This is a genomic window from Micromonospora sp. DH14, assembly GCF_029809455.1.
GTDB lineage: Bacteria > Actinomycetota > Actinomycetes > Mycobacteriales > Micromonosporaceae > Micromonospora > Micromonospora parva.
In genome coordinates, this window is sequence record NZ_JARVKT010000027.1 from 24,733 (window position 1) to 46,807 (window position 22,075).

Annotated in this window: 20 protein-coding genes; 5 read left to right on the top strand and 15 right to left on the bottom strand. The window is 68.9% G+C overall.

All coding sequences use genetic code 11. From position 1 onward, the window contains the following. Nucleotides 1-9: 9 nt before the first annotated feature. A complete protein-coding gene (locus tag QCZ28_RS26565; protein WP_279519190.1) occupies nt 10-2,907 on the bottom strand; it encodes a helix-turn-helix transcriptional regulator in 2,898 nt (965 codons plus the stop codon). A 149-nt stretch (nt 2,908-3,056) separates the two neighbouring features. Beyond that, a complete protein-coding gene (locus tag QCZ28_RS26570; RefSeq protein ID WP_167337283.1) occupies nt 3,057-3,227 on the bottom strand; it encodes a hypothetical protein in 171 nt (56 codons plus the stop codon). 207 nt (nt 3,228-3,434) lie between these two features. Here QCZ28_RS26570 and QCZ28_RS26575 point away from each other — a divergent pair, with 207 nt between their 5' ends. Further along, nucleotides 3,435-4,121 (top strand): DUF4191 domain-containing protein, encoded by a 687-nt coding sequence (locus QCZ28_RS26575; protein ID WP_279519191.1) that lies wholly within the window; start codon nt 3,435-3,437, stop codon nt 4,119-4,121. Between the two features lie 362 nt (nt 4,122-4,483). Here QCZ28_RS26575 and QCZ28_RS26580 read toward each other — a convergent pair whose 3' ends face one another. Further along, nucleotides 4,484-4,882: an RDD family protein gene (locus QCZ28_RS26580; RefSeq protein ID WP_279519192.1), complete on the bottom strand. Its 399-nt coding sequence runs from the start codon at nt 4,880-4,882 to the stop codon at nt 4,484-4,486. A 263-nt stretch (nt 4,883-5,145) separates the two neighbouring features. On the opposite strand from QCZ28_RS26580, the gene glnA reads away from it, so the two are divergent. Next, nucleotides 5,146-6,570 carry a type I glutamate--ammonia ligase gene (gene glnA / locus QCZ28_RS26585; protein WP_279519193.1) on the top strand — a complete coding sequence of 475 codons (1,425 nt, stop codon included), beginning with the start codon at nt 5,146-5,148 and terminating at the stop codon, nt 6,568-6,570. Nucleotides 6,571-6,651: 81 nt separating this feature from the next. Here glnA and QCZ28_RS26590 read toward each other — a convergent pair whose 3' ends face one another. The 10 genes from QCZ28_RS26590 to QCZ28_RS26635 all read right to left on the bottom strand — a co-directional run bounded on the left by QCZ28_RS26590 (nt 6,652) and on the right by QCZ28_RS26635 (nt 14,500). After that, entirely contained in the window at nt 6,652-7,857 is a 1,206-nt protein-coding gene (locus tag QCZ28_RS26590; protein WP_279519194.1) for a site-specific integrase, read from the bottom strand. Between the two features lie 3 nt (nt 7,858-7,860). After that, nucleotides 7,861-8,058, bottom strand: a complete 198-nt coding sequence (locus QCZ28_RS26595; protein WP_279519195.1) for a helix-turn-helix domain-containing protein — start codon at nt 8,056-8,058, stop codon at nt 7,861-7,863. Nucleotides 8,059-8,141: 83 nt separating this feature from the next. Next, the gene (locus tag QCZ28_RS26600) at nt 8,142-9,608 is read right to left on the bottom strand and encodes a replication initiator (RefSeq protein WP_279519244.1); all 1,467 of its coding nucleotides are present in this window, start codon (nt 9,606-9,608) and stop codon (nt 8,142-8,144) included. Nucleotides 9,609-9,706: 98 nt separating this feature from the next. Further along, nucleotides 9,707-10,762 (bottom strand): hypothetical protein, encoded by a 1,056-nt coding sequence (locus QCZ28_RS26605; protein ID WP_279519196.1) that lies wholly within the window; start codon nt 10,760-10,762, stop codon nt 9,707-9,709. Then, complete coding sequence (locus QCZ28_RS34565) at nt 10,759-11,439, bottom strand: hypothetical protein (protein WP_347815134.1); 681 nt, start codon at nt 11,437-11,439, stop codon at nt 10,759-10,761. Before QCZ28_RS34565 ends, QCZ28_RS26605 begins: the two co-directional genes overlap by 4 nt. Beyond that, a complete protein-coding gene (locus tag QCZ28_RS26615; protein WP_279519197.1) occupies nt 11,436-11,852 on the bottom strand; it encodes a hypothetical protein in 417 nt (138 codons plus the stop codon). Before QCZ28_RS26615 ends, QCZ28_RS34565 begins: the two co-directional genes overlap by 4 nt. A gap of 90 nt (nt 11,853-11,942) precedes the next feature. Further along, on the bottom strand, nt 11,943-12,272 hold the full coding sequence (locus QCZ28_RS26620) for a hypothetical protein (RefSeq protein WP_279519198.1): 330 nt from the start codon (nt 12,270-12,272) through the stop codon (nt 11,943-11,945). After that, nucleotides 12,269-13,075, bottom strand: a complete 807-nt coding sequence (locus QCZ28_RS26625) for an FtsK/SpoIIIE domain-containing protein (RefSeq protein WP_279519199.1) — start codon at nt 13,073-13,075, stop codon at nt 12,269-12,271. Before QCZ28_RS26625 ends, QCZ28_RS26620 begins: the two co-directional genes overlap by 4 nt. 47 nt (nt 13,076-13,122) lie before the next feature. After that, nucleotides 13,123-13,566: a single-stranded DNA-binding protein gene (locus QCZ28_RS26630; protein ID WP_279519200.1), complete on the bottom strand. Its 444-nt coding sequence runs from the start codon at nt 13,564-13,566 to the stop codon at nt 13,123-13,125. 85 nt (nt 13,567-13,651) lie between these two features. Further along, on the bottom strand, nt 13,652-14,500 hold the full coding sequence (locus QCZ28_RS26635; protein ID WP_279519201.1) for a hypothetical protein: 849 nt from the start codon (nt 14,498-14,500) through the stop codon (nt 13,652-13,654). A 221-nt stretch (nt 14,501-14,721) separates the two neighbouring features. Between QCZ28_RS26635 and QCZ28_RS26640 the strand changes: the two genes are divergently transcribed. Continuing rightward, on the top strand, nt 14,722-15,978 hold the full coding sequence (locus tag QCZ28_RS26640; RefSeq protein WP_279519202.1) for an XRE family transcriptional regulator: 1,257 nt from the start codon (nt 14,722-14,724) through the stop codon (nt 15,976-15,978). 466 nt (nt 15,979-16,444) lie between these two features. Here the strand turns inward: QCZ28_RS26640 and QCZ28_RS26645 are convergent, their stop codons facing one another. Then, on the bottom strand, nt 16,445-19,216 hold the full coding sequence (locus QCZ28_RS26645; RefSeq protein WP_279519203.1) for a hypothetical protein: 2,772 nt from the start codon (nt 19,214-19,216) through the stop codon (nt 16,445-16,447). A 625-nt stretch (nt 19,217-19,841) separates the two neighbouring features. Next, complete coding sequence (locus QCZ28_RS26650) at nt 19,842-20,186, bottom strand: hypothetical protein (RefSeq protein ID WP_279519204.1); 345 nt, start codon at nt 20,184-20,186, stop codon at nt 19,842-19,844. 542 nt (nt 20,187-20,728) lie between these two features. Here QCZ28_RS26650 and QCZ28_RS26655 point away from each other — a divergent pair. Then, the gene (locus QCZ28_RS26655) at nt 20,729-21,094 is read left to right on the top strand and encodes a helix-turn-helix transcriptional regulator (RefSeq protein WP_279519205.1); all 366 of its coding nucleotides are present in this window, start codon (nt 20,729-20,731) and stop codon (nt 21,092-21,094) included. Next, nucleotides 21,091-22,074, top strand: coding sequence for a hypothetical protein (locus QCZ28_RS26660; protein ID WP_279519206.1), 984 nt, complete (start codon nt 21,091-21,093; stop codon nt 22,072-22,074). Before QCZ28_RS26655 ends, QCZ28_RS26660 begins: the two co-directional genes overlap by 4 nt. The last annotated feature ends 1 nt before the right edge of the window (nt 22,075 follow it).

The following is a 22,075-nucleotide window of genomic DNA, read 5'->3' on the forward strand; positions in this document are numbered from 1 at the left end:
AGCCGCCTGTCAGCGCGGCGCGGCGGCCTCGGTGAGCAGGCCCAGGCGGTGGGCCAGGGCGGCGGCCTCCACCCGGTTGGACACGCCCAGCTTCGCGATGATCCGGGAGACGTGCACGCTCGCCGTCTTCGGCGAGATGAACAACCGCTCGGCGATCCGGCTGTTGCTGTGCCCCTCGGCGACCAACCGCAGCACCTCCCGCTCCCGGGCGGTCAGCAGGTCCGCGCCGGCCCCGCCCCCGGCCGCACCGCGCAGGCCGACCCGCCGCGCCAGGGTGGTTGCCGCCTCGACCAGCGGCGCCGCGCCCAGCCGCCGGCCGATCTCGGTGGCCTCGGTGACCGCAGCCGCCGTCTCGTCGCGTTCCCCGGCGGCGGCGGTCACCTCGGCCAGCGCAAGCAGCGCCCGGCCCAGCGGGTACGGCTGCCCGTCGGCCCGCCACGCGTCGACCGCCGCGCGCCACGCCGGCAGCGCCTGGTCGCCGACCGCGAGCAGCGCGCCGACCTGGGCGGCGTGCGCCCGGGCCGCCGGGTGCCGCGCCGGCAGGTCGGCGGCGAGCGTCGCCACGGCGGCGGCCAGCTCCCGGTCACCCACCCGGGCCGCGGTACGCGCGGCGGCGCTGAGCACCGGCCAACCCTCCCGGGGCAGCTGCGGCAGGCTCTCGTCGGTCACCGCGACGCGGGCCGCCCGGACCGCCTCGACCTTGTCGTCAGCGGCCAGCGCCGCCTCGATCGCCAGCTCGTGCAGGGGCAGCCGGTGGTTCGGCCACAGGTACGGCCGGTTGAGGAAGGTGAGCGCCCGGTCGACCAGTTCGTCGGCGCCCGGATGGGCGCGGGCCAGCCGCAGCCCGGCGCCCAGCTGGAGCCAGTGCAGTCCGGTCACACCCGACAGGTCGATCCGGGCGGCCTCCGCGCAGACCGCCTCGGCCTCGTCCCACCGGCCCAGCGCGATGAGCGCCTCAGCCCGGTTGGAGAGCAGGTACGCCCCGGTGGAGCGGCTGATCCCCACCCGGCGCGCCTCGGTCGCCCCGGCCTCGGCGGCCTGCGCGGACTCGGCGTAGCGGCCCAACTCGCAGAGCATGTCCGACTCGAACACCATGGCGAGCACCAATGTCGACGCATCTCCCGACGCACGGGCGGCGGCGGCCACCTGGCCCAGCTCGGCCAGCCCTCCGGTGAGGTCCCGCTCGCCGTGGCAGAGCAGCGCGATCCGCGTGGAGAGCAGCGACACGTTCTCGCCGAACGCCTCGGCGTTTGTGGCGGCCTCGGCACCCACCCGGGCCGCCTTCTTCGGGTCGATCTTGACCAGGTGGGTGGCGATGTCGGCCAGCAGCCGGACCCGCTCCACGCCGGGCGGGCCACCGGCCGCCAACCGGTACGCCTCGTCCAGCTCCCGGCTGCCGTCGCTCTTGCCGAGCAGGGCCATCAGTCGACCGCGCTGGTCCAGCAGGCGGGCGGCGCGCAGCGGCGCGGCGTCGGCGTCCACCTCGGCCAGTCCCGCCCGGGTCAGGGTGATGGCCCGACTGAAGTCGCCGGCGGTGACCGCCGCGTCCAGGGTCTGCTCCAGCAACGCCAGGTGGTCCATGCCGAGCAGGTCGGCGGCGTCCGGCACCAGCTCCCACAACTCCAGCGCCCGCTCCAGCAGTCGGCGCTGCTCGGCGTACGCGTACCGGTCGGCGGCGGCGCACGCGGCGGCTCGTGCGGCGACGAGGGCACGCGGGTGGTCGTGCGCGGCGTACCAGTGGTGGGCGATCTCGGCCGGGGCCCGGCCGGCGGCGACCAGGTGCGGTTGGGCCTCGATGGCGGCGGCGAAGCGGGCGTGCAGCCGGGCGTGCTCACCGGGCAGCAACTCGTCGTGCACGGCCTCCCGGACCAGCGCGTGGCGGAACTCGTAGTCACCGTCCGGGTTGGCCACCACCAGTTGGGCGGCGACGGCGGCGCGCAGCGCGTCCTCCAACTCGGCCTCGGGCAGCGCGGCGACCTCGGCGAGCAGATCATGGGCGAACCGGGTGCCGCCGGCGGCGGCGATCCGCAACACCCGCTGGGCCGGCTCGGGGAGCCGGTCCACCCGGGCCAGCAGCAGGTCGCGCAGCGTCTCGGGGAGCGCCGCGCAGCCGATCGGGTCACCGGCGACGGCCAGCTCCTCGATGAAGAAGGGGTTGCCCTGGGTGCGGTCGTGGACGTCGTCGACGGCACGGGCCAGCGGTTCGGCGCCGAGCAGGTCGGCGAGGATCGCGGCGGTGCCGTCGCGGTCCAGGCGGCCCAGCTCGACCCGCTCCACACCCCGGGCCCGGTCCAGCTCGGCGAGGAACGGCCGCAGCGGGTGCCCGCGCTGCAACTCGTCGGTGCGGTAGGTGCAGACCAGCAACAGCCGGCCCGGCCTCGCCGCCCGGACGAGGAAGCCGATGAGGTCCCGGGTGGAGCGGTCGGCCCAGTGCAGGTCCTCGATGATCAGGACCAGCGGGCGAGCGTCGGCCAGCCGCTGGAACAACTCGGCGACCAGGTCGAACAGGTAGCCGCGCGGGGCATCGCTGAGTGCGGCGGCACGCGGTGCGGCCAGCGCCACTGAGGTGCGGCCCAGCTCCGGCAGGAGCGGGGCGAACTCCGCCTCGTAGCCGGCGAAGACCTCGGGACCGTCGGCGCGCAGCACCGCGCGCAACGCGGCGGCGAACGGGGCGAACGGCAGACCCGCCTCGCCCAGCTCCAGGCACTGGCCGACGAGCACCCGGGCCGCGCCGTCGGTGGCCCAGCCGGCGAACTCCTCCAGCAGCCTGGTCTTGCCCACGCCGGCCTCGCCGCCGACCAGCACCGTGGTCGGCTCCCCGGCCCGCGCACGGCCCAGCGCGTGGCGCAGGGCCGCGGTCTCGCGGTGACGCCCGACGAGGACTGAGCTGGCGGCGCGAACTGTCACGTGTTCGAGCATGCCATGGCGGGCGACCGGGCCGACCCCGCCGATCGGCCGGTGGCCGGGCGGCGGGGTCGGATCGGGTCGAGCGGGCACCCCAACAGGTGCCGTGGACGTGGCGGCCGCGGTGGAGGTGGCGGCCGCGGTGGGCGCGGTCACCGGCGGGCGTCGTCGGTGCGACCGGCCTGCCTGCGCCGGCCCAACCACCCTCGGCTCACCGGACGTGACAGCGACCGGGCGAGCCGGTCGGCGGCCGCGTCGGCGCGCAGCTCGGCGGCGTGGGTACGGTGCAGGGTGAGCAGGAAATCGCTGTCGTTGCCGAACATCTCGGGCTCCTTCGGGGCGTCGTCGTCTTCTGCTGACAACACTTCGCCCGAAGGCCCCACCCGGGCATGGGCACGGCGCCTCATCTTCCCCGCCCACAGCCTCCTTACCCGGCCCGTCCGGACGCGTACGGCGACGTAAGGTACTCAGCTGCCCGGGCACCCGGACGCGGATCAACCGGGCCGGCGGCGACCACTAGACTCGGCGGCATGGCAAAGCCCCAGGAGAAGGTCTCGTTCGGCCAACGGCTGAAGCAGATCGGGATGGTGTTCCAGTTCACCGCCAAGCAGGACCGGTGGTTCGCGCCGTTGGTCGCCGCGGCGGTGCTGATCCCGCTCGCGCTCACCGTGGTCGCGGTCATCCTCTGGAGCTGGATCTGGCTGCCGCTGGGCATCCTGTTCACCCTGCTCGCGGTGCTGATCGTTCTCAACCTGCGGTCCAACAAGGCGATGATGAACGCCGCCGAGGGGCAACCCGGCGCGGCGGCGCAGATCATGGAGAACATGCGCGGCGACTGGCGGGTGACCCCTGCGGTCAGCTCGACCACCCAGATGGACATGGTCCACCTGGTGATCGGCCGCCCGGGCGTGATCCTGCTGGCCGAGGGCAACCCGCAGCGGGTGCGCGGCCTGCTCGGCCAGGAGAAGCGGCGGCTGTCCAAGGTGATCGGCTCCGCTCCCCTGCACGACTACGTGATCGGGCAGGAGGAGGGCGAGCTGCCGATCCGCAAGCTCCGCACGACGCTGCTGCGCCTGCCCCGCGCCCTCTCCGGCAAGGACGTCAACTCGCTGGACAAGCGGCTCAAGGCGCTCACCGCCCGGCCGCAGATGCCCAAGGGCGCGATCCCGAAGAACATGCGGCCGCCAGGCGCCTTCCGCCAGTCGCGGGGCCGCTGACCCCCTCAGGTGTACGCCGGAAGAGCCGGACCCGTACGGGTCCGGCTCTTCCGCGTCGTGGCGCCCTGCGCCCCGTGCCCCGTGCCCCGTGCCCCGTGCCCCGTGCCAAGATCCTCGCAACTACAGGGATACTGCTGCCTCAAACACGCGGGAGGCAGCAACATCCCTGAAACTGCGCGGATCTTGAGAGCGCGCGGCGGGGGTGGGCGGCTGCCGGGGTGCGCAGCGCGGTGTGATCGTGCTCGATCGTTCAGGTAGTGGTGTCGACGGGGCGCCGAGGCCACTACCTCCTGGTTCGGGTGCGATCTTGGGTTGCCGAGGCAGTCTCAGTCGCGGCGACAGCGAGGCCAGGGCGCGGCGGGTCAGGCGCGGGGGGCGTCGACGATGACCGAGTCGGCGAGCTTGTCGTGCAGGCCCCGGCGGTGCTCGTCCATGACCAGCGCGGGGACGACCAGGGCCAGCAGCAGGCCCCGGATCAGCCCCCGGAGCACGCCGATCCGGCCGCCGTCGTGCCAGTTCACGCAGCGGATCCTGGTGATGTACATGCCGGGCGTCTGGGCGAACAGGCCGAGGAAGATGCCGTACACCAGGACCAGTACCAGCACCGGGGCCCAGCCGTCGCGTACCGGGTCGGCGAAGAGGTTGGACGCCAGCAGGCAGAGCACCCAGTCGATGATCAGCGCCCCGAACCGCCGGCCGAGGCTCGGCGCGGTGAAGGTGGGGTCGGTGGCCGGCGCTGCCGGGAGGTGCGGATTGGTCACAGCGCTCAAGGGTATCCGCGCCGGTACGAGGGTCTGCCGGGTGCCGCCGCCACTGTGTGCCGATTCAGGCCAAAGGCATCAGATGTCACTACACTGGCACAGTCGGTACGGCGTTCCTGGCGGGCCGCAGGCGTGGACACGGGCGTCGCTGACCCTCCGCGAGGGACGTAACACGGCAGAAACAACGGAGACACGGCCGGGCAACCCCCCGGCCCTAGCGTCGCCAGAAGCCTAGCCACCCCGTGGACGTGCCAGGAGGATGTGTGTTCGCCAATCCCGAGGAACTGCTGCGATACCTCAAGAACGAGGACGTGAAGTTCGTCGACGTTCGTTTCTGTGACCTGCCCGGCGTGATGCAGCACTTCAACCTGCCGGTCGAGTCCGTCAACGACGACCTCTTCACCGACGGCCTCGCGTTCGACGGTTCGTCGATCCGCGGTTTCCAGGCGATCCACGAGTCGGACATGCTCCTGCTCCCGGATGTCGCCACCGCGTTCATCGACCCGTTCCGCGCGCAGAAGACGCTCGCGCTCAACTTCTTCATCCACGACCCGTTCACCCGCGAGGCCTACAGCCGCGACCCGCGCAACGTCGCGAAGAAGGCCGAGGCGTACCTGGCGGCGAGCGGCATCGCCGACACCGCGTACTTCGGTGCGGAGGCGGAGTTCTACATCTTCGACTCGATCCGCCACGAGACCTCGGCGCACCAGTCGTTCTACTACATCGACTCGGTCGAGGGCGCGTGGAACACCGGCCGCGAGGAGCCGGGCGGCAACCGCGGCTACAAGACCGCGTACAAGGGCGGCTACTTCCCGGTGCCGCCGGTCGACCACTACGCCGACCTGCGGGACTCGATCGTGCGTCGGCTGGTCGACACCGGTTTCACCGTGGAGCGTTCGCACCACGAGGTGGGCACCGCCGGCCAGTCCGAGATCAACTACAGGTTCTCGACGCTGCTGCACGCCGCCGACCAGCTCCAGCTCTTCAAGTACATCGTGAAGAACGAGGCATGGGCAAACGGCAAGACCGCGACGTTCATGCCCAAGCCGCTCTTCGGTGACAACGGCTCCGGCATGCACACCCACCAGAGCCTCTGGCTCAACGGTGAGCCGCTGTTCTACGACGAGACCGGCTACGCGGGTCTGTCCGACATGGCCCGCTGGTACATCGGCGGTCTGCTGCACCACGCGCCGTCGCTGCTGGCCTTCACCAACCCGACGGTCAACTCGTACCGTCGCCTGGTGCCGGGCTTCGAGGCGCCGGTCAACCTGGTCTACTCGCAGCGCAACCGGTCCGCCTGCACCCGCATCCCGGTGACCGGCAGCAACCCGAAGGCCAAGCGCGTCGAGTTCCGCGTTCCGGACCCGTCGGCCAACGTCTACCTGGCCTTCTCGGCCATGATGATGGCCGGCCTCGACGGTATCAAGAGCAAGATCGAGCCGCCGACGCCGATCGACAAGGACCTCTACGACCTCCCGCCGGAGGAGTGGGGCGACGTCAAGCAGGTGCCGGGCTCGCTGCCGGCAGTGCTCGACTCGCTGGAGGCCGACCACGATTACCTGCTCGACGGTGGCGTCTTCACCCCCGACCTGATCTCCACCTGGGTCGACTGGAAGCGCGCCAACGAGGTCGACCCGGTGCGCCTGCGCCCGACCCCGCACGAGTTCGCCATGTACTACGACTGCTGAGCCTGATCAAGGCTCTGACCTGCACCAACAGGATCACTACTGATCTTGGGTACAGGTTGGGTACAACCTCACGGACGGCGGTCATGCCCGGCTCACAGCCGGCATGGCCGCCGTTTCGTGTTGACGGAGCGCGCCGTCAATGAGCAGCCGGGTCCGGTCAAGCACGTCCGGCCACTCGTGGACGTAGGTGTTGAGCGTGACCGTCGGCGTGCTGTGCCCGAGCGCGAGTTGCACCGTCTTCACCGACGCGCCCGCGTGGATCAGCACCGTCGCGTAGTAGTGCCGCAGGCCGTGTATCCCCCACCGCGCCGGCAGCCCGACCGCCTCCCGTGCGGTCGCCCACGTCCGGGAGAAGGTCGCCGCGTTGACCGGCTCGCCACCGACACCCCGGAACAGCAGGCGTGCGGCCCGGCGGACCGGCCGGCGACGGTCCGTGTCGTCGTCGACTTCGACCGCGTCGCACCCGTCGGCCAGGTGCTGACGCAGCGCCACCGCCACGACATCAGGAAGCTCGACGGTGCGGGCGCTGGTGCTGGTCTTGACCGGTCCGAGGAACGGCTGACGGCCCTTGAGCACCTTGAGTTGGCGTCGGACGTGCACCTCCCGCACGTCGAAGTCGATGTCGTCCACCTCCAAGCCGAGGATTTCACCCAGACGCAGCCCGCAACCGGCCGCGAGATAGACCGTCGCGGCCAACCGGGCCGGCAGCAGACGCGCCAGGTCGTGCACCTGCTCCGCCGTGGGAAGGACCCGGCTCCCCCGGCCGACCGGCGGAAGCCGGATGCCCTTGTCGCACGGGCTGGCCGAGATCAGCCGGTCCCGCACCGCCATGGCGAACATCGAACTGAGGTAGGTGTAGACCACCCGCAGCGTGGTCGGAGCGAGGACCGTCGACCGGTCCCGTACCCATCCCTGGATGTGGCTCGGGCGGACATCCTTGATCTGCTGCGCGCCCAGCCCCGGCAGCACGTGGAGCCGGACAGCGTGCTCCACCCGGACGGTTGTGCTGTCGGTGTGGAGTTGGGCGTCCCGCCACAGCGAGGCGAGGGCCGCGACGGTGATGCGGCCCGCCCGGTCATCGATGTACTGGCCCCGGCTCAGGTCGGCGCGCACGTTGGCGTCGTGGCGGTCGGCATCCACCTTCCGCTCGAACAACTGCGTACGCGTCTCGCCGAGGTTGTCCGTCCAGCGCACCCGCCACCGTTTGCCCCGCCCGTGCCGTTTCGACGGCAGCCGCGAGCCGTCAGCCGCCCGCCCGTTCAGGTACCACAGGTCATCGACTGGCATGGCCTACGCCGCCTGCTCCGCGACCCAGGAGCGCACGGCCTGCGGGTCGTACCTCAGGTGCCGTCCGACCTTGGCCGCCGGTGGCCCGAAACGGCGGTGCCGCCACTGGTACAGGGTGCCCACCGGCACGCCGAGGAAGGCGGAGACATCCTCCACCGTCCACAACCGGTCGACAGCGCTTGTCTGCCTTTGGGTGCTCATCGGTCCAGTGCTCCATTCCACGACTGCGATGGCCGGTGGTCGGCCGGTTTGGTGTCAAGGTGGGCTTGACGCTGGATCGCGCGTCAGGCGACGAGGGTCTGTAGGTACTCGCGGGCGTCGTCCTGGTGCTCTCGGGCCATTGCGGCGGAGGCGTTGGCGAGCAGGGCGTCTGCGGTGGTGTGCCAGCCGGCGCCCACGAATTGCAGGAAGTTGACCACCAGCGTGGTCGGCTCGGTGCCGGCCGCGGCTTCCTGCGGTCCGCTGGTTTGGGCACGGCGAAACACGATGCGTTGGTTGCGCAGCAGGGCGAAGGTGATCGAGTAGCGGCGGGACTTGGTGAGGAAGTGGCCGCCGAAGCCGAGCATGTGCGCCCAGCGGCGCAGCCGCCGCCAGTCCCGGGGCGTGCCGAGCATCCAGCACGCGTCGATCAGGCGTTCGGCGTGGCTGCCGGCCGGGTCGGCGTAGATGTCGATGGTGTCGCCGGTCAGCCGGTTGGAGGCGTGGCCGGTGACCTCGGTCGACTTGGTGGCGTACTTGGCCAGGTACGCGGCGACCTGGGCGTCGGTCACCTCACCTCGGCCGGCCACGGTGATTACCTTGGTGAGCACCTGCGTGCCCCAGGTGATCGGCCAGCCGCCGGGGTGGGCGGGGTGGTCGGCGGTGGTGAAGCCGACGGTGGCGGCGGCGTGGTCGATGGCGGCCACCAGGTCGGCCGCGTCGAGCTGAGGCGGGGCCGGCACGATGGCGTCCGGGTCGCCCGCGTCGCGGCCGTCGAGGCGGATGATGGCGTGGAAGTGCACGACGCCACGTCGTTGCATCTCGGCGGCCTTGCCGAACGACAACCGCACCGGGGACACCCACCGGGTCTTGCCGGTGCATTCGGAGATGACCGGGACATTGGGGATGCCGCGAGCCTTCGCGAGGCGGTGCATGTAGCGGTTGATGGCGATGGTGGTGCGCCGCCACAGCTCCCCGGCCGACAGGTTCCAGACCGCTTGGGCGTCGTGGTCGTAGCAGTCCAAGCACAGCGGCGTGCCCAACCGGGCGTCGGTGTCCTCGTGGCGGGCGAAGCAGACCAGCCGCACGCCGTGCGGGCACGTGGTCGACTCCCGGCGGGGGTGGCAGGGTTCGGGCCGGCAGTCGCACGAGGCGCGCCGGGTGCAGGTGTGCCGCTTGACGTAGCGGGTGTGCACCTCGCCGAAGGACGGGGCGGTAAAGGTGGGGAAGACCGCCGGGTGGTGGGCCACCTGCTCCGGTACGCCTTTGCCGCCGACGAGGCCGGCGCGGACGACTTGGTAGGCGTCTCGTTGGTAGAGCTTGGAGCAGGTCGGGCAGACGGCGGCGCGGCGGTTGCCGCACGGCTTGTAGATGACGCCGTCGGGCATGTCGGCCGTTGACCGCTCGGACAGGAGGCGGCCGGTGGCGGCCTCGACGGTGGCCATGGTGCCGACGAGGCGGATCGGGCGGGTGCAGCCGGCGGCCGGGCGGACGTGGCGCAGCCAACCGGCGAGGTCGGGTTGCGTCAGCCGGGCAGCGGCTTGCAGCCGGATATCGGCGGACGTGGCGTACCAGGGCGGGGCGGTCGGCTCGGCGCACGGGGCCGTACCCGAAGCAGGTGCTTCGGGTACGACGGTCAGCGTCGAGACGGTCAACGGGTCGCCTTCACGGGGCGTCCGTTGGCGGGCTGGACGGGTCGGTTGCTGGTGTTGGGGTCGAGGTCCAGGACCGCGAGGGCTTGCGTGGCCTCATCCGAGGTCACCTTGAGGCGGACGGCCAGTTGGCCCGGGGTGATCGGCGTGCCGTGCTCGGTGCGGTACTGCTTCGCGACGCGGGTCGCTCGGGCGAGCAGGTCCGGGGCCACGATCGGCAGCGGAAGTTGGGCAGCGTCAGACGCGGTGACAGGAGTGTCAGTGGTGGACGGTGCCAACGTCGGTGCCGGGGTGACATCAGGCTTGCTCGGTCGGGGACGGGCGGGGCGGGCAGTCGCATCGGGCCGGGGCGTCGACGGCTCCGGGATAAGGGCCGGTCGCGGCGCGGTGATCCGGTCGGCGAGCTGGGCCGGGGTCGGGACCTCGGGCCGGGCCGGCGTCGGTGCCGGCTCAGCGGGTTCGATGGCGGGAACGATGGGCAACTCGGACCGGCCGGGCGTCGGTGCCGGGACGGCGGAAACGGTCACGGTTGGGGTTGGCGTCTCGGCGGGTGCCGGGACGGTGCCGGTGGCGGCGGCCGGGGTTCGGCCGCTTTCCCGGCGAAGCAGAGCGCGCATGTGCACGGCCAGGCCGGCGACGGCCGGCGGCAGTGCCCCGACGATCGCGGCCAGGACCACGCGCCAGGGTTCGACGTTGGTGGACATGGTGTCTAGCAGGTGGTACGCCGACTGGGCAGCGATGCCGATGCCGGCCGCACCGTAGGTGTTCTTCTTGGCGAACGCGGCTACCCGTGCGGGCACGGGAGCCATCCACAGCACCAGGGCGACGACTACGTAGCCGTCGACCGCGATGGGCATCAGCCAGGCCAGGGCGAGGCTGACCGAGGTGCCGGGGACCGTGATGCGGTCGGTGAAGCCGGCGAGTTCGGCCAGCGCGATCCAGGTGGAGGCGGACAGGCCGAACGACGCGGCCAGCACCGCCCACGAGGCGATCGACGCCAACCGGGGCTCACCGGCCACCAGCCGGGTAGAGGTTGGATGCGGGTTGGTGGTCATGCCGTGGCCCTCCCGTCAGTGAGGCCGAACAGGGTCGGTTCCTCACCGGAAGGCAGCGGCGTGGGTTGGGCCGCCCTGCGGGTTGCCGTCCGGTTGGTCCGGGCGGTCTTGAGGTTGTGCAGGTCGGCGAACTGGTCAGGCGTCAGGATGCTGAGCGCCTGCTTGTCCTCGCCGCGTCGCCGGTAGAGCAGCGGGCGAACCGTGGCGTTGGTCGGGCAGTCCGTCACCCCGTCGGGGTAGCGGAAGCCGCAGCCCGGACACAGTGAACGTGCCGGGCTACCGGGGTGGTGATCGGCGAACACCTGCGCGAGGGTCGCCACCGTGACGCCGAGGCCGGCACGGATGAGCCGCTCGTCCAGGGCGATCCGGTCGGCGCGGTCGCCGTAGCGCATCTGCACCGCCTGCCGGGACACGCCCAGCCGGTCGGCGATCTCCGCCCAGGAGTACCGGTACGGAGGCTGACGCAGGCCGGTGACAGCGAGCCGGGTCATGGCGTCCACGTCGGTGGACAGCGCCGCGAGCGACCGCAGCGCCTCGATGTCGCCGGCAGCGACCCGACGGGCATACGCCCGCAGGATGCGCCGCACGAACGCGTCGAACTCGGTGGTTTCCACGGACCGCTTGGCGCGCTTGGTGCGGGTGCGCGTCAAGCCGGGCTTGACGGTGTTCTTGTTCATGCCGCACCACCGTTGGTGCGGTCCCAAGCGCCGGCCGCCGCGTTGAGAACGGCGATGACAGCGTCGGCGGTCTGGCCCCTGGCGTCGTTGAAGTCGTAGGCGTTGTCGAGCCTCTCGTAGTACTGGCTGTCGGCGAATCGGAGGGCCAAGTACCAGTCGAGGTAGGTCAACGCGGCAGCGAAGTCAGCGAACTCCGGGGCGTCGAACATCTGAGCCGGGGCGTCGACAGGTCCGCCATAGCAGACCATGCCGACCGCGCCGACCAGACAGGCCGGGGGTGTGAACGACCCCGACGTGGCGTCGTAGTAGGCGCCCTGCGTCCAGCCGTGGCGGGACAGGTACAGGGCGGCGTCCCGCAGCGTGCGGGCCGGGGTGGTCACCTGCTCGGCGACCTCGTTTTGGGTAGCGTGCATGACGGCAGCTCCTTCCGGGCTGTTGATGGGGCGGGTCGGCTGTCTCCGGGGTGCTTTCCTAGGGCTGATCCCGGTGCTGCCGGCCCGTTCTTATGGCGTTCGGCGCTGAGGGCGGACCATCCGCCGCAGGGCCGCGTCGAACTCAGTGACGATCCGCATCAGATGCGCCCGAGCGTTGGTGTCGCCGGCCGCGAGGCTGATGCGGGTGCGGATCTCCGCGTGCTGGCTACCGTCGGCGGCCAGCACCCGGGTCAGGACCACCACACCGCGACCGGGAACCCGCAGGGTCACCGGCTGTGCCCGGTGCTCGCCCAGGCCGCAGGCGTGCCCTCGGGCGCACCACTCCGGATGCGTCAGGTGGTCATCGGCGGCAGGCCAGGTCGGGGACGTGGCCGGCCGGGGTCGGATACGGATACTCATGCCGCACGCTCCCGACGAAGGCCGGCCCGCATCCGGGCGGCATAGGTCGCGATCCGGGCGCAGGCCGCGTCATCCAGGTAGGCGGCTTTGATCAGTTGCGGGGTGCCACCCTCGGCGATGAGCAGTCCCACCCCCGGGTTGGTCGGGCTGATCGTGTTCGACGACCAGCCACGGTCCGCCCACCCGTGCCCCAGGACGATGTCGGAGGACACGTTGGTGGTGCACCGGAAGGCGCACCGCCAGGCGAACAGGTCCCGCAGGCTCGTCGGGATGATGTCCGACGAGGGGCGTTGCGTCGCCGCGACGACGATGATGCCGACCGCCCGGCCCCGAGCCACCAGGTCCCGCAGCAGACCCGCGAATTCCTCCCGGGTCTTCTTGTCCCCGACGGTGGCCGAGAAGTAGGCGATCTCATCGATGGCGACCAGGATCGGGCTGAACACGTCATCGCGTTGGGTCTTCCGGCGGCCCGCCACTTCGAGGTAGGCGTACCGGTTGTCCATCACGATCTGCATCCGCCGCAGCGTGGCCAGGGCATGCATGATGTCCGGGCCGACGAACACGTCGGCGCAGCTCTTCCACTGGCCCAACTCGACCTGCTTGCCATCGAGCAGGCACAGCCGGCAGTCGGGCGACAGGGCGGCGTGAGCCACGATCAGGTTCAGCAGGGTCGACTTGCCGCCGCCCGGTTCCCCACCGATCAACAAGTTGCGGTAGATCAGCGGGACCCGCACCGGGTGGCCGAACTCGTCCACCCCGACATGCACCGGGTCGAAGATCGACACGGACGGGTCAGCGGGCATGCCACCCGGTACCGGAGAAGCGGTCAGCGTCGACATCACTGGCCCGCTCAGGCCGCCGCCGGCGAAGCGGTCGACCAGGGGTCATCCGCCGGCGCTTCCGGGGTGAACCCGTCCCCGGTGCGGGTGCGGGCCATCTTCTTCACCGTCGCCGCGGCGAACCGCAGCGACGGGCCGACCTCGTCCACGTCCAGGCCGTACGCGGAGCGCTTCTCGCCCTCCTCGTTCTCCCACCGCGACAGCCGCAGCCGCCCGGCCACCACCACGCGGGTGCCCTTGGCCAGGGACTCGGCGATGTGCTCCGCCAGGTCCCGCCACGCGGTGCAGCTCAGGAACAGCGGGTCACCGTCGCGGTACTCACCCGAGTTACGGTCGAACACCCGAGGCGTGGACGCCACGGTGAACTTCACCAGCGCCACCCCGGCCGGGGTGAACCGCAGCTCCGGATCGGCGGTCAAGTTGCCGACCACCGTCACGGTCGTGTCGTTTGCCATTGCGATCTCCTTCGAGATTGTTGGAGGTGAACCGCCCTGTTGGCGGTCACCGCACACACCCGGTCAGGGCATGTGAGTCTTGGTCTCAGCGGCGCGGGTTGCGCTGCTCGGGTGCCGGCTCCGGCACGTCGAGCAGGTCCAAACCCAGCGGCGGCATAGCCGGCGATACCGGGGCGTCCTCGTCGCGCATCCACGCCACCCAGGCCGACAGCGGCGACGCAACCAGACCGGTCAGCGGGTCACGACGAGTGATGTCGACCCGCACCAGCGCGGCGTGCCGGGCCGACGCGCGGACCATCCGCGCCTCACCCGCCCAACAGGCCACCGCGAGCTTGTCCGCCTTGCCGTCCAGGTCCGTCAGGTCCAGGCCCGGCCGCAGCCACACCCACACCCGCTCACCGGCCGGCGTCGGCCGCGCCCACAGGATCAGCGGCAACCGACCCGGATGCAGCCGCGACGCGGACCGGATGAACTCCGCGAAGCACAACCGCAGCCGGTGCCGCACCACCACGCACCACACCCACGCCGACACCCGCCGACGAAGCCGGCCGACACCGAAGACCACGCCCAGCACCACGGCCAGAAGCACCAACGGCACCGCCGGGTGCGTCCCGTGGGACAGGTACGCCATGCCCACGAACACCGTGACCGCAGCGACGATCTCCAACGCCCACCACCACAGCACCCGCAGCGCCGGCCACACCCGAACCACGCACGCGACCACCAAGCCGCACACGCCGCCTGACAACAGTCCGACCACCACCGCGAGCACCAGCGGCAGCGCCACCGACGCGGTAGCGGCCACCACCAAGGCGACGGATGCCGCCACGACGAGGAACGCCACCCGAGCCTTCTGCGCGTACGACCGCGACACCGGCGTCTCCACCAACGTCACCGCGCCCACCGGGCGCTCACCGAACATCTTTCCGGCCATGCTCCGACTCCCCTCGGTGGTCCAATTACTAACCGAGTTAGTACTTTGGACGTTACGACACCGCGCCGTTGATCGCCAGCCCCATTGGGCGAGTGATCTTCGGGCAACGAAACTTGCAGATATGACGATCGCTCGCACGGGGACCGAACGACAGGTGTCACTGCGGGGTCAGGCCGCTGTCCCCTTCCCTGTCACCCCCTTAGCGGGGCCATACTGGGCTCATGGGAGACACGGGCAGCGCGGGCGAGGGCCGGCCTCTGTGGGCTCGGCGCATCCGAAACGAACGGGCCGCCCGAGGGTGGTCGCAAGCCGGGGCGGTTGAAGCCCTCCGGGCGCACACATCATCCGAGCTGCCGTCGAACGGCAGCCTGCTCCGCAACTGGAAGCGCTGGGAGGCAGGTGACGCCGAACCGGATGACTTCTACAAGGGCCTTATCGCGGCTACGTTCGGCACCGTCACCGCTGCATTCTTCCCACGCCGTGACCGCGACGACATCGACAAGACCCTGATGGCGGGCGCTGGCCTGGACACCCTCGAAATCGTGACCCGCATGCGCGCGTCGGACGTATCCCAAGCGACCCTAGAAGGGCTGCGGATCACCGCCGACAGGCTGTGCAGCGAGTACCCCTACGCCGACTCGGCAGACTTGCGCATCGAGGGACACGCGTGGCTGCGGCGCATGACGGCACTTCTCGACGCTCGCCTCACGCTCGCCCAGCACAGGGAGCTGCTTACCTTGGCGGGAACGGTCGCCCTTCTGGTGGGTTGCGTCGAGTACGACATGGGTCGACGCACCGAAGCCGAGGCGACCCGCAGGGCAGCGTTGCAGCTCGGAGAAGAGTCCGGGGACGTGAACGTCATCGGTTGGGCGCAGGAGATGCGAGCGTGGTACGCGCTAACCGCAGGTGACTTTCGCGGCGTAGTCGCCGCCGCCGAAGCAGGGGAGGCAGCCGCGCCGCACCACAGCGTGGCAGTCCAACTAGCCGCCCAGCGGGCGAAAGCATGGGCGCGAATGGGGGACCGGCGTCAAGTCGAGCTTGCCCTAGACCAAGGCCGCCGCATCCTTGAAGGGCTGCCATACCCGGAGAACCTGGATCACCACTTCGTGGTCGACCCCGCCAAGTTCGACTTCTACGCGATGGACTGCTACCGGATCGTCGGCGAGAACGGGCTTGCCGAGGTCTACGCGGACGAGGTGATCCGCTCATCCACCGACAGCAGCGGCATCGTACGCAAGCCGATGAGAGTGGCGGAGGCACAGATCACCCTTGGGGTCGTGGCCGCACGAGCGGGCAACTTGGATCGCGCCGTCGACCTCGGCCGCCAGGCGCTCAGCGGGAACCGGCGGTCGCTGCCGTCGCTCGCCATGGTGGCCACGGACCTGTCGTCAGTGCTGACGAAGCAGTACCCGGACGCGCCAGAGACGCGGGACTTCGCAGACGAGCTGCGGGCAGTCAAGACCGCACCAAGCGCCTAGCGTTCAGCGCCGTCGCCCGAAGGCGATTGGGCCTCAGCACGCGACCGACCGCCGACACCGGGTCGCGGTCGCGCCTCATGCCAGCTGACAATGTGCGCCGGCCGCCACACATGTGTCCGCCCGAGGGTCAGATCGGGCGCAGGCATCTGCCCCCGCTTCCGATACGTCGCCACCGTGCCAACCCGCACCCCGAGGTACGCAGCGACGTCCGAGGTCGTCCACCACTCCGCATCAGGATCAGGGTTCGTCACGCCCGCCATTCTGCCTGCGTTGGCCGGCCAACGCACCTCTGCTTCTGAAGCCGTGGCAGGTGGCCTACCGCCTGGATGCTTGGCTATCCTCCCGCGAAGCCTCGGCGGCCGGAGTAAATTCGGCGCACAGCTCTCATTGGTAGCCCCAAGGCAGACTAGCGCGTCGCATCGACGCGACCCACCAGCGTCAGCGGCAGCCGCACGCCAAACATGGATCAATATTCGAATAAGACTTGACCGTCGGAAGTTAGCGCGCTTTCTCGGGCACGCACCAAACGGACACCTGCAGCCTTCGCCCAACTACGGAAATGTTTGCCATTCAACTGCGTGGTGCTATCCTTCCATTCTGCAGCACAGGCGTCCCTCAGAATTGCACCAATCGAAAAGATGTCGGCCGCCGGATCTCGCTCCAGAACGGATATCGCTTCGCGCCCCCCTGGAAGCCTTTGCAAACCTGCTCGGATATGACCAGGATTGACGGAACCGTCGCGAACACTGCCCGGAGCAGGAACAACTGTGCCCTTGGGGTGCTCCTGCGCGAGGCCGAGCAGCAAGAGCCCCCTTGCAGCTCGCTGGGCAGCTCGACCTAGGTCTTTGTACAGAACCCCTGCAGCGTCCATCGTCAGCAGCAGCTGGACAGATGGGCCAGGCGCACCGTGAAGATGCTCCACCCGCACACTTGCGACGTGCTTACTTGAAAGTAGGTTCCCCTTACCGCTGTAACCTTCGCCAGGAACATACAAATCATTCGTGCGAATAATAGAAAGACCAGAATATTCAAACCAAAGGGCGAAGGCGCGCGCGTAGGTCGCCCATGTCTTAGGCTGCGCCTCAACGGCAGGGAAGGCTTCAGGCAATTCCCGCGTGAATAACGGAATAGAAACCCGCTCGCCATGCCGCTCAGCGAGCCGCACGAAAAGCGAGTAAGCCCGATGTCGACGCAACGCCGAGGCTACGGTTCTGCGCAGGGCCGACTCCCGATCTCCTGAATCCAAGACTGCATCAGCAATGCGCACTCGGTTTGCCTCATACATTGTGACACCAAGCAGGCGCAGAATACGTGAAGAGTTGACCACGCTACCAGGGGTGGAACCGATGGCGCCTGCCACGTCGGCTACGGACATATCTCCGCCGGATGCGACGACTTGAGCCAGCAACGGAGCAACGGCTTGGGGATTTAGGCCAATCGTATACGAATCCTGAATAGGAATCTGACCGGTATTCAAAAAATCGCGGAAGGTGTCCCAGTATGTATCAAGCTTCTCGCCAACCGCGACGATCAGCCGCCGATCTAGCAACGACTGGATAACTGCGCCGTCATATTTTTCTGTAATCTCAGCGGCGCTTACGGGAGCGAACCTTGCAACGTGCCTAACGGCATCCTGTTCCACCGGCTGAAGCCCTGCAAGATCGGCGTCGAAGAGGCTTTGGACATTCAACGCCTCACTTACAAGCTGTTCCTGGGACTTTCCGCGCTGCTCGATCTCTCTAATAACGTGCTCTGCCAACTTCTTGAACAGCCAGGGGAGCCCTTGAGAATACTCACGAAGCCGCTGCCTTAAGTCCCTAGCTAACCGCTGGTTGACGCGCTTCTCAAGCCGCCTGAGCAGCGCCTCGATATCCTTCGCGCCCATCGGCTCGACAACAATCTGAGTACTTGCGGCGCGGATCTCATCTCGCAGGCGATACGGATGAGATTCTGTCCATCCTACAAGGTCAGTCTTCCACGCAAACCCGACCAAAATCGGGTTAGCCACCTCTTGCACCACCATCGCAAGGTCTCTGAACTCGCGCGTAATTAATTCGTCTTGAAACACATTCTCGAACTGATCAAAGAATACAACAAGTGGCTGCGGCCTCAGCCAACTTGTTCTGTTTAAAGTAGAGATAGCACTCTGCAGGCTTGCCCATGAACTGTCTGCGGGAAGACTAAGCAACCCGTTACTTTCAGCGGCTTTAGCGGCGATCCTGAGCGCCTCCGCAACGAAGGCCGGTGAAGACGCCGTGCGGCTATCAACGACTAGCGCAGAGCCGCCGCTCTCAGACACCATAAGCTGAAGCTTCAAGGCTAATGAACTCTTACCCCAACCCGACTGAGCATTCAAGACAAAAGCGCCCTTGCCAACCTTAAGGACGCGTTCTAGTTCAGAAACTATTGCCCTTCTGCCGACGAAGAAGTCCGGTGAAGCGGGAAACTGGTACTCAAAATCTGAGGAGCTTCCACGAACCGCAACGACGATCGGAGGCGATGCCTCGGGTCGCCGAGGTGCGGGAACATGCCGGGCGTCAGCGAATGCATTTTCAATCTCTTCCACAAGAAGATCGGAACCGTATTCGGAGTCACGGAGTAACTCCATTACCGAAGTAGGGACCCGGTCTCCTGCGCGCCGCCCCCAAACAAATATTCGGTCAGCTCTACGGGACTCATGGTCAAGGCTCTTGACACAAGAATAGAGCCCTTCTTCGGAGATCACGATCGCCGGGTCACTGAGAATCAAGCCCCCAGGGAGTGCTGCCGACTCAGTCCTAACCAACTTCCGCGAGATTAGATGACCAACGATGCGTTCGGCGTCAAAGTAATGGAACTTTGAGTCGTTTCGCTCAGCGGCTTTAGCTTTCTCCGCGCCGTCCGCGACCAACCGCGGTATCGCAAAGAGAAACCCGTGCGTCTTTGGCTCGTCAAATCGTTCCATTTGAAGCTTGCCATAGAAAGAAGTTAGAGCCTGAGCTTTAACGTTGGTGGAGTATGCTTTTCCTTCAGCGACCGCCACCTCTTTGGTGAGCAGATGAACCAAGGACACATCAAGCTCAATGCCGTCGGAGGTTACGTTAACATTGGGCTTCCTCGGTGACTCGAAGCCAAATTCATGCAGCAGGTTTGCAATGAACGACTCAAAAAGGTGACCCTTAGCGTTAGCCGCAGCGGATGACGTCTCGCCCTCGGCAAGAACAAGAATTTTGTAGTCCTGCACCGCGACGCGTTCCATAGTCAACCTACGACCCTACTCCCTATAGGCGCAACCCGCCGATTCACTTATATAGCCAGCGCGCCACGTAGGCGCGGCGCGCTGGCTGCGCACTCCCCTGCTGGCGGCCTCCGGCCGACATTGACCGCGTGCGGCGAACCAGGGCTCGTGGTGTCCGACAGAGCATGGATCGCCGCCCCCAGACGTAACCCGACGCCGGTCAGGACGAGCAGGCCAGCGGGGATATATGGTTCGGGCTGTCCCGCATGGCTCGGCGCGGTGAGCATGGAGATCAGCAAACCAGCGGGCAATGCGGGCATGCCTATTACTCGGTCGGTGGGAGCTCGCCTCCATCGCAGGTCCACCCCCGGACCGTACCGGAGATCAGACAGCAGAGCTGTCCGCATTGCGACTGCTTTCGCTCTGCTCGTGCGAGTGGTGCCGCGCCGCTTCAGGACCTGCGGGACACGATGTGGTGCCGGCCCGGTGAGAACTTTCCATACGTCTTCAAGGCGGCCCTTCGGGCCGCGTCGTCGGACCCCTGCCGGTTCCGCCTTATGCCTGCGGCAACGGCGGACCGGCAGTCGGGCGCACCGATGCCCCACGCCGTTCGGGAGTCGGCGCAGGGCATGGAGGATCGGTTGGGTCAGCCCGGCTCGGGCGGATCTGGCGTAGCGCGATGTCGACTCAGCTCAGCGAAGGCCAGCCGCTCAAGGCGTCGCTGGATCGCGCTTGGCTTCCGCTCGAATGACACCGCCAGCTCGTCAATGGTGCGACCGGCCAGGTAGCCCTTCACCAGATCCGAGTCAGCCTGAGGTGTCCATTGGTCGTACGCCTGCGGGTGATGCTGCCGGATCGCGGCGATCTTAGGCGGGTGGCTCTTAGGGCCGGCGCCTGTGTCGGCCAGGTCGTGCCCGTCCTCCTCGGCCGGCGGGTCGTAGACCCAATCGGGCTCGCCCCGCTCCTGCTCGTCCCAGTCCGGTTCATCCATGAGTATCAAGGTAACGACGCTGCCGTGAGCAGGGAAGCACAGATCGTGACGGGGACCCTCCAGGACTTCCCGCCCAGCAAGGGCCTCGCCTCCGGCGGGCAGGGCCTCCGGCCCTACGACCCGGGAATAGCCTCCGGCGGTCGGGGCTACTCGCCCCGAACCCTCGGCGACTCTGGGATGCCTCAGCCGCGACCGGGGACCCGTCGCACACCGGAGGCCACCAGACCGCGACGGGATGCCGCACCGGTCACCATCGGAACCGCTCGCACACGACCCCACGCCATGATCATTAGGTACATGAGGGGTACAGATGCCGCCTGGAAACAGTGCATAACGATGGAAGTTGATATACGGCATACGGCCTGCTCAGCGGCTTGATCGACGCCCCTCCCCCAGGTCAGCCGCCATGCGCGATTAGTTCGCCATGTACTACGACTGCTGAGCAGTCACCGCACCACCGGCCGGGCCGGCTCCGCGTCAGCGGGGCCGGCCCGGCCCGTTTCCACCCCCCGCCATACCTTCGCGTCCGATATATTGCGACGGTGGACACACCGCTACGCGAACCCACCTTCCTGATCCTCACCGCGCTCGCCGCCGAGCCGATGCACGGCTACGGGCTGATCCGCGAGGTCGCCGCCCTCTCCGACAACCGCGTGTCGCTCCGCCCCGGGACGCTCTACGGGGCCCTCGACCGGCTCGTCGACGCCGGCCTCGTCGAGGTCGACCGGGAGGAGGTGGTGGACGGTCGGCTGCGTCGCTACTACCGCCTCTCCCTCGGCGGCGAGACCACGTTGAGCGCCGAGACCGAGCGGCTGCGCCGCAACGTCGAAGCCGCAACCACCCAACTCTCCAAGCGGGCTCGCGCCGCCCGCCCCGTCACCCCGCGTACGGTCGGAGGGCTGGCATGAACGACCTGGAACGGCGTTACCTCCGGCTGTTGTGCGCGTACCCCGCCGAGTACCGGCGCGCCCGCGGCGCCGAAATTGTCGGCACCTACCTCGACCTGGCCGCCAGTGACCAACGCTGGCCCGCACCGGCGGACGCCGCGGACCTGGTGCGCGGCGGCCTCCGCCAGCGGCTGCGGGCCGCGGGCGTCACCGGTCTGGTTCCCGGGGTACGCCTCGCGGCGCTGCTGTCCCTCGTCACGGCCAGCGCTCTCGCTGGTGTGTGGGGTGCGGCAGAGCAACATCCGCCGCCCGCGGAGTGGGGAGTCCCGCACGTCGGCCCCTTCGTCTCGCTCGGTGTCGTCGCGTGGGCGGCATGGTTGCTGGTGGCGGTGGTGACGGCCGTCGCGCCGAGTCGGGTCGCCCGGCTGGCCATCACCGTCGCGCTCCTGCTCACTCTGGCGCTGCCGCCGGTGGCCGCTGTGCTCGACGCCCCCCGACCGTCACTGATGGTGCTGCTGCCGCAGGTGGTCCTGGGCCTGCTGGGGCTGGCCCTGCCCGGTCGACTCTCCCGGGTGATCCGCCTCGCGCCGGCGCTATCCGCGCTGTTGGCGCTGGTGGCGACGGAATTCCTGGTGGCCGTGGACCCGGTCTTCATCTACTACGGGGCCGCCATCGAAGTTCTCCTGCCCACCGTCAGCGGACTGCTGCTGGTCGTCGGAGCCCTGCTGGCGACAGGCCTGGCGATAGGCGGGGACACCCGCGGCGGCTGGGCGCTCGTCACACTGCTCACCCCCGCCGGCTTCCTGGCGGTGCCCGGCCTGGCTGACAGCCTCAACTCGGCACACGGTGGTGTCACCTTCACGGACCTGGCCGCGAGCGCGGTCGCCGTCGCGGTCGTCGGTCCGGCCGTACTGCTCCTGACAGTCCTCGTTCGCGCCCGCCGGCCTGCCACCACCCCGACCCCGAGCCGACAGTGCCCCACCTGTGGAGCGCGGGCCTGAC

Coding starts and splice junctions, on each gene's coding strand:
- QCZ28_RS26605 (WP_279519196.1), bottom strand. CDS start 10,762: ATGACCACCAACCCGCATCCAACCTCTACCCGGCTGGTGGCCGGTGAG.
- QCZ28_RS26620 (WP_279519198.1), bottom strand. CDS start 12,272: ATGAGTATCCGTATCCGACCCCGGCCGGCCACGTCCCCGACCTGGCCT.
- QCZ28_RS26650 (WP_279519204.1), bottom strand. CDS start 20,186: ATGGATGAACCGGACTGGGACGAGCAGGAGCGGGGCGAGCCCGATTGG.
- QCZ28_RS26590 (WP_279519194.1), bottom strand. CDS start 7,857: ATGCCAGTCGATGACCTGTGGTACCTGAACGGGCGGGCGGCTGACGGC.
- QCZ28_RS26645 (WP_279519203.1), bottom strand. CDS start 19,216: ATGGAACGCGTCGCGGTGCAGGACTACAAAATTCTTGTTCTTGCCGAG.
- QCZ28_RS26640 (WP_279519202.1), top strand. CDS start 14,722: ATGGGAGACACGGGCAGCGCGGGCGAGGGCCGGCCTCTGTGGGCTCGG.
- QCZ28_RS26615 (WP_279519197.1), bottom strand. CDS start 11,852: ATGCACGCTACCCAAAACGAGGTCGCCGAGCAGGTGACCACCCCGGCC.
- QCZ28_RS26595 (WP_279519195.1), bottom strand. CDS start 8,058: ATGAGCACCCAAAGGCAGACAAGCGCTGTCGACCGGTTGTGGACGGTG.
- QCZ28_RS26660 (WP_279519206.1), top strand. CDS start 21,091: ATGAACGACCTGGAACGGCGTTACCTCCGGCTGTTGTGCGCGTACCCC.
- QCZ28_RS26635 (WP_279519201.1), bottom strand. CDS start 14,500: ATGGCCGGAAAGATGTTCGGTGAGCGCCCGGTGGGCGCGGTGACGTTG.
- QCZ28_RS26630 (WP_279519200.1), bottom strand. CDS start 13,566: ATGGCAAACGACACGACCGTGACGGTGGTCGGCAACTTGACCGCCGAT.
- QCZ28_RS26570 (WP_167337283.1), bottom strand. CDS start 3,227: ATGTTCGGCAACGACAGCGATTTCCTGCTCACCCTGCACCGTACCCAC.
- QCZ28_RS34565 (WP_347815134.1), bottom strand. CDS start 11,439: ATGAACAAGAACACCGTCAAGCCCGGCTTGACGCGCACCCGCACCAAG.
- QCZ28_RS26575 (WP_279519191.1), top strand. CDS start 3,435: ATGGCAAAGCCCCAGGAGAAGGTCTCGTTCGGCCAACGGCTGAAGCAG.
- QCZ28_RS26625 (WP_279519199.1), bottom strand. CDS start 13,075: ATGCCCGCTGACCCGTCCGTGTCGATCTTCGACCCGGTGCATGTCGGG.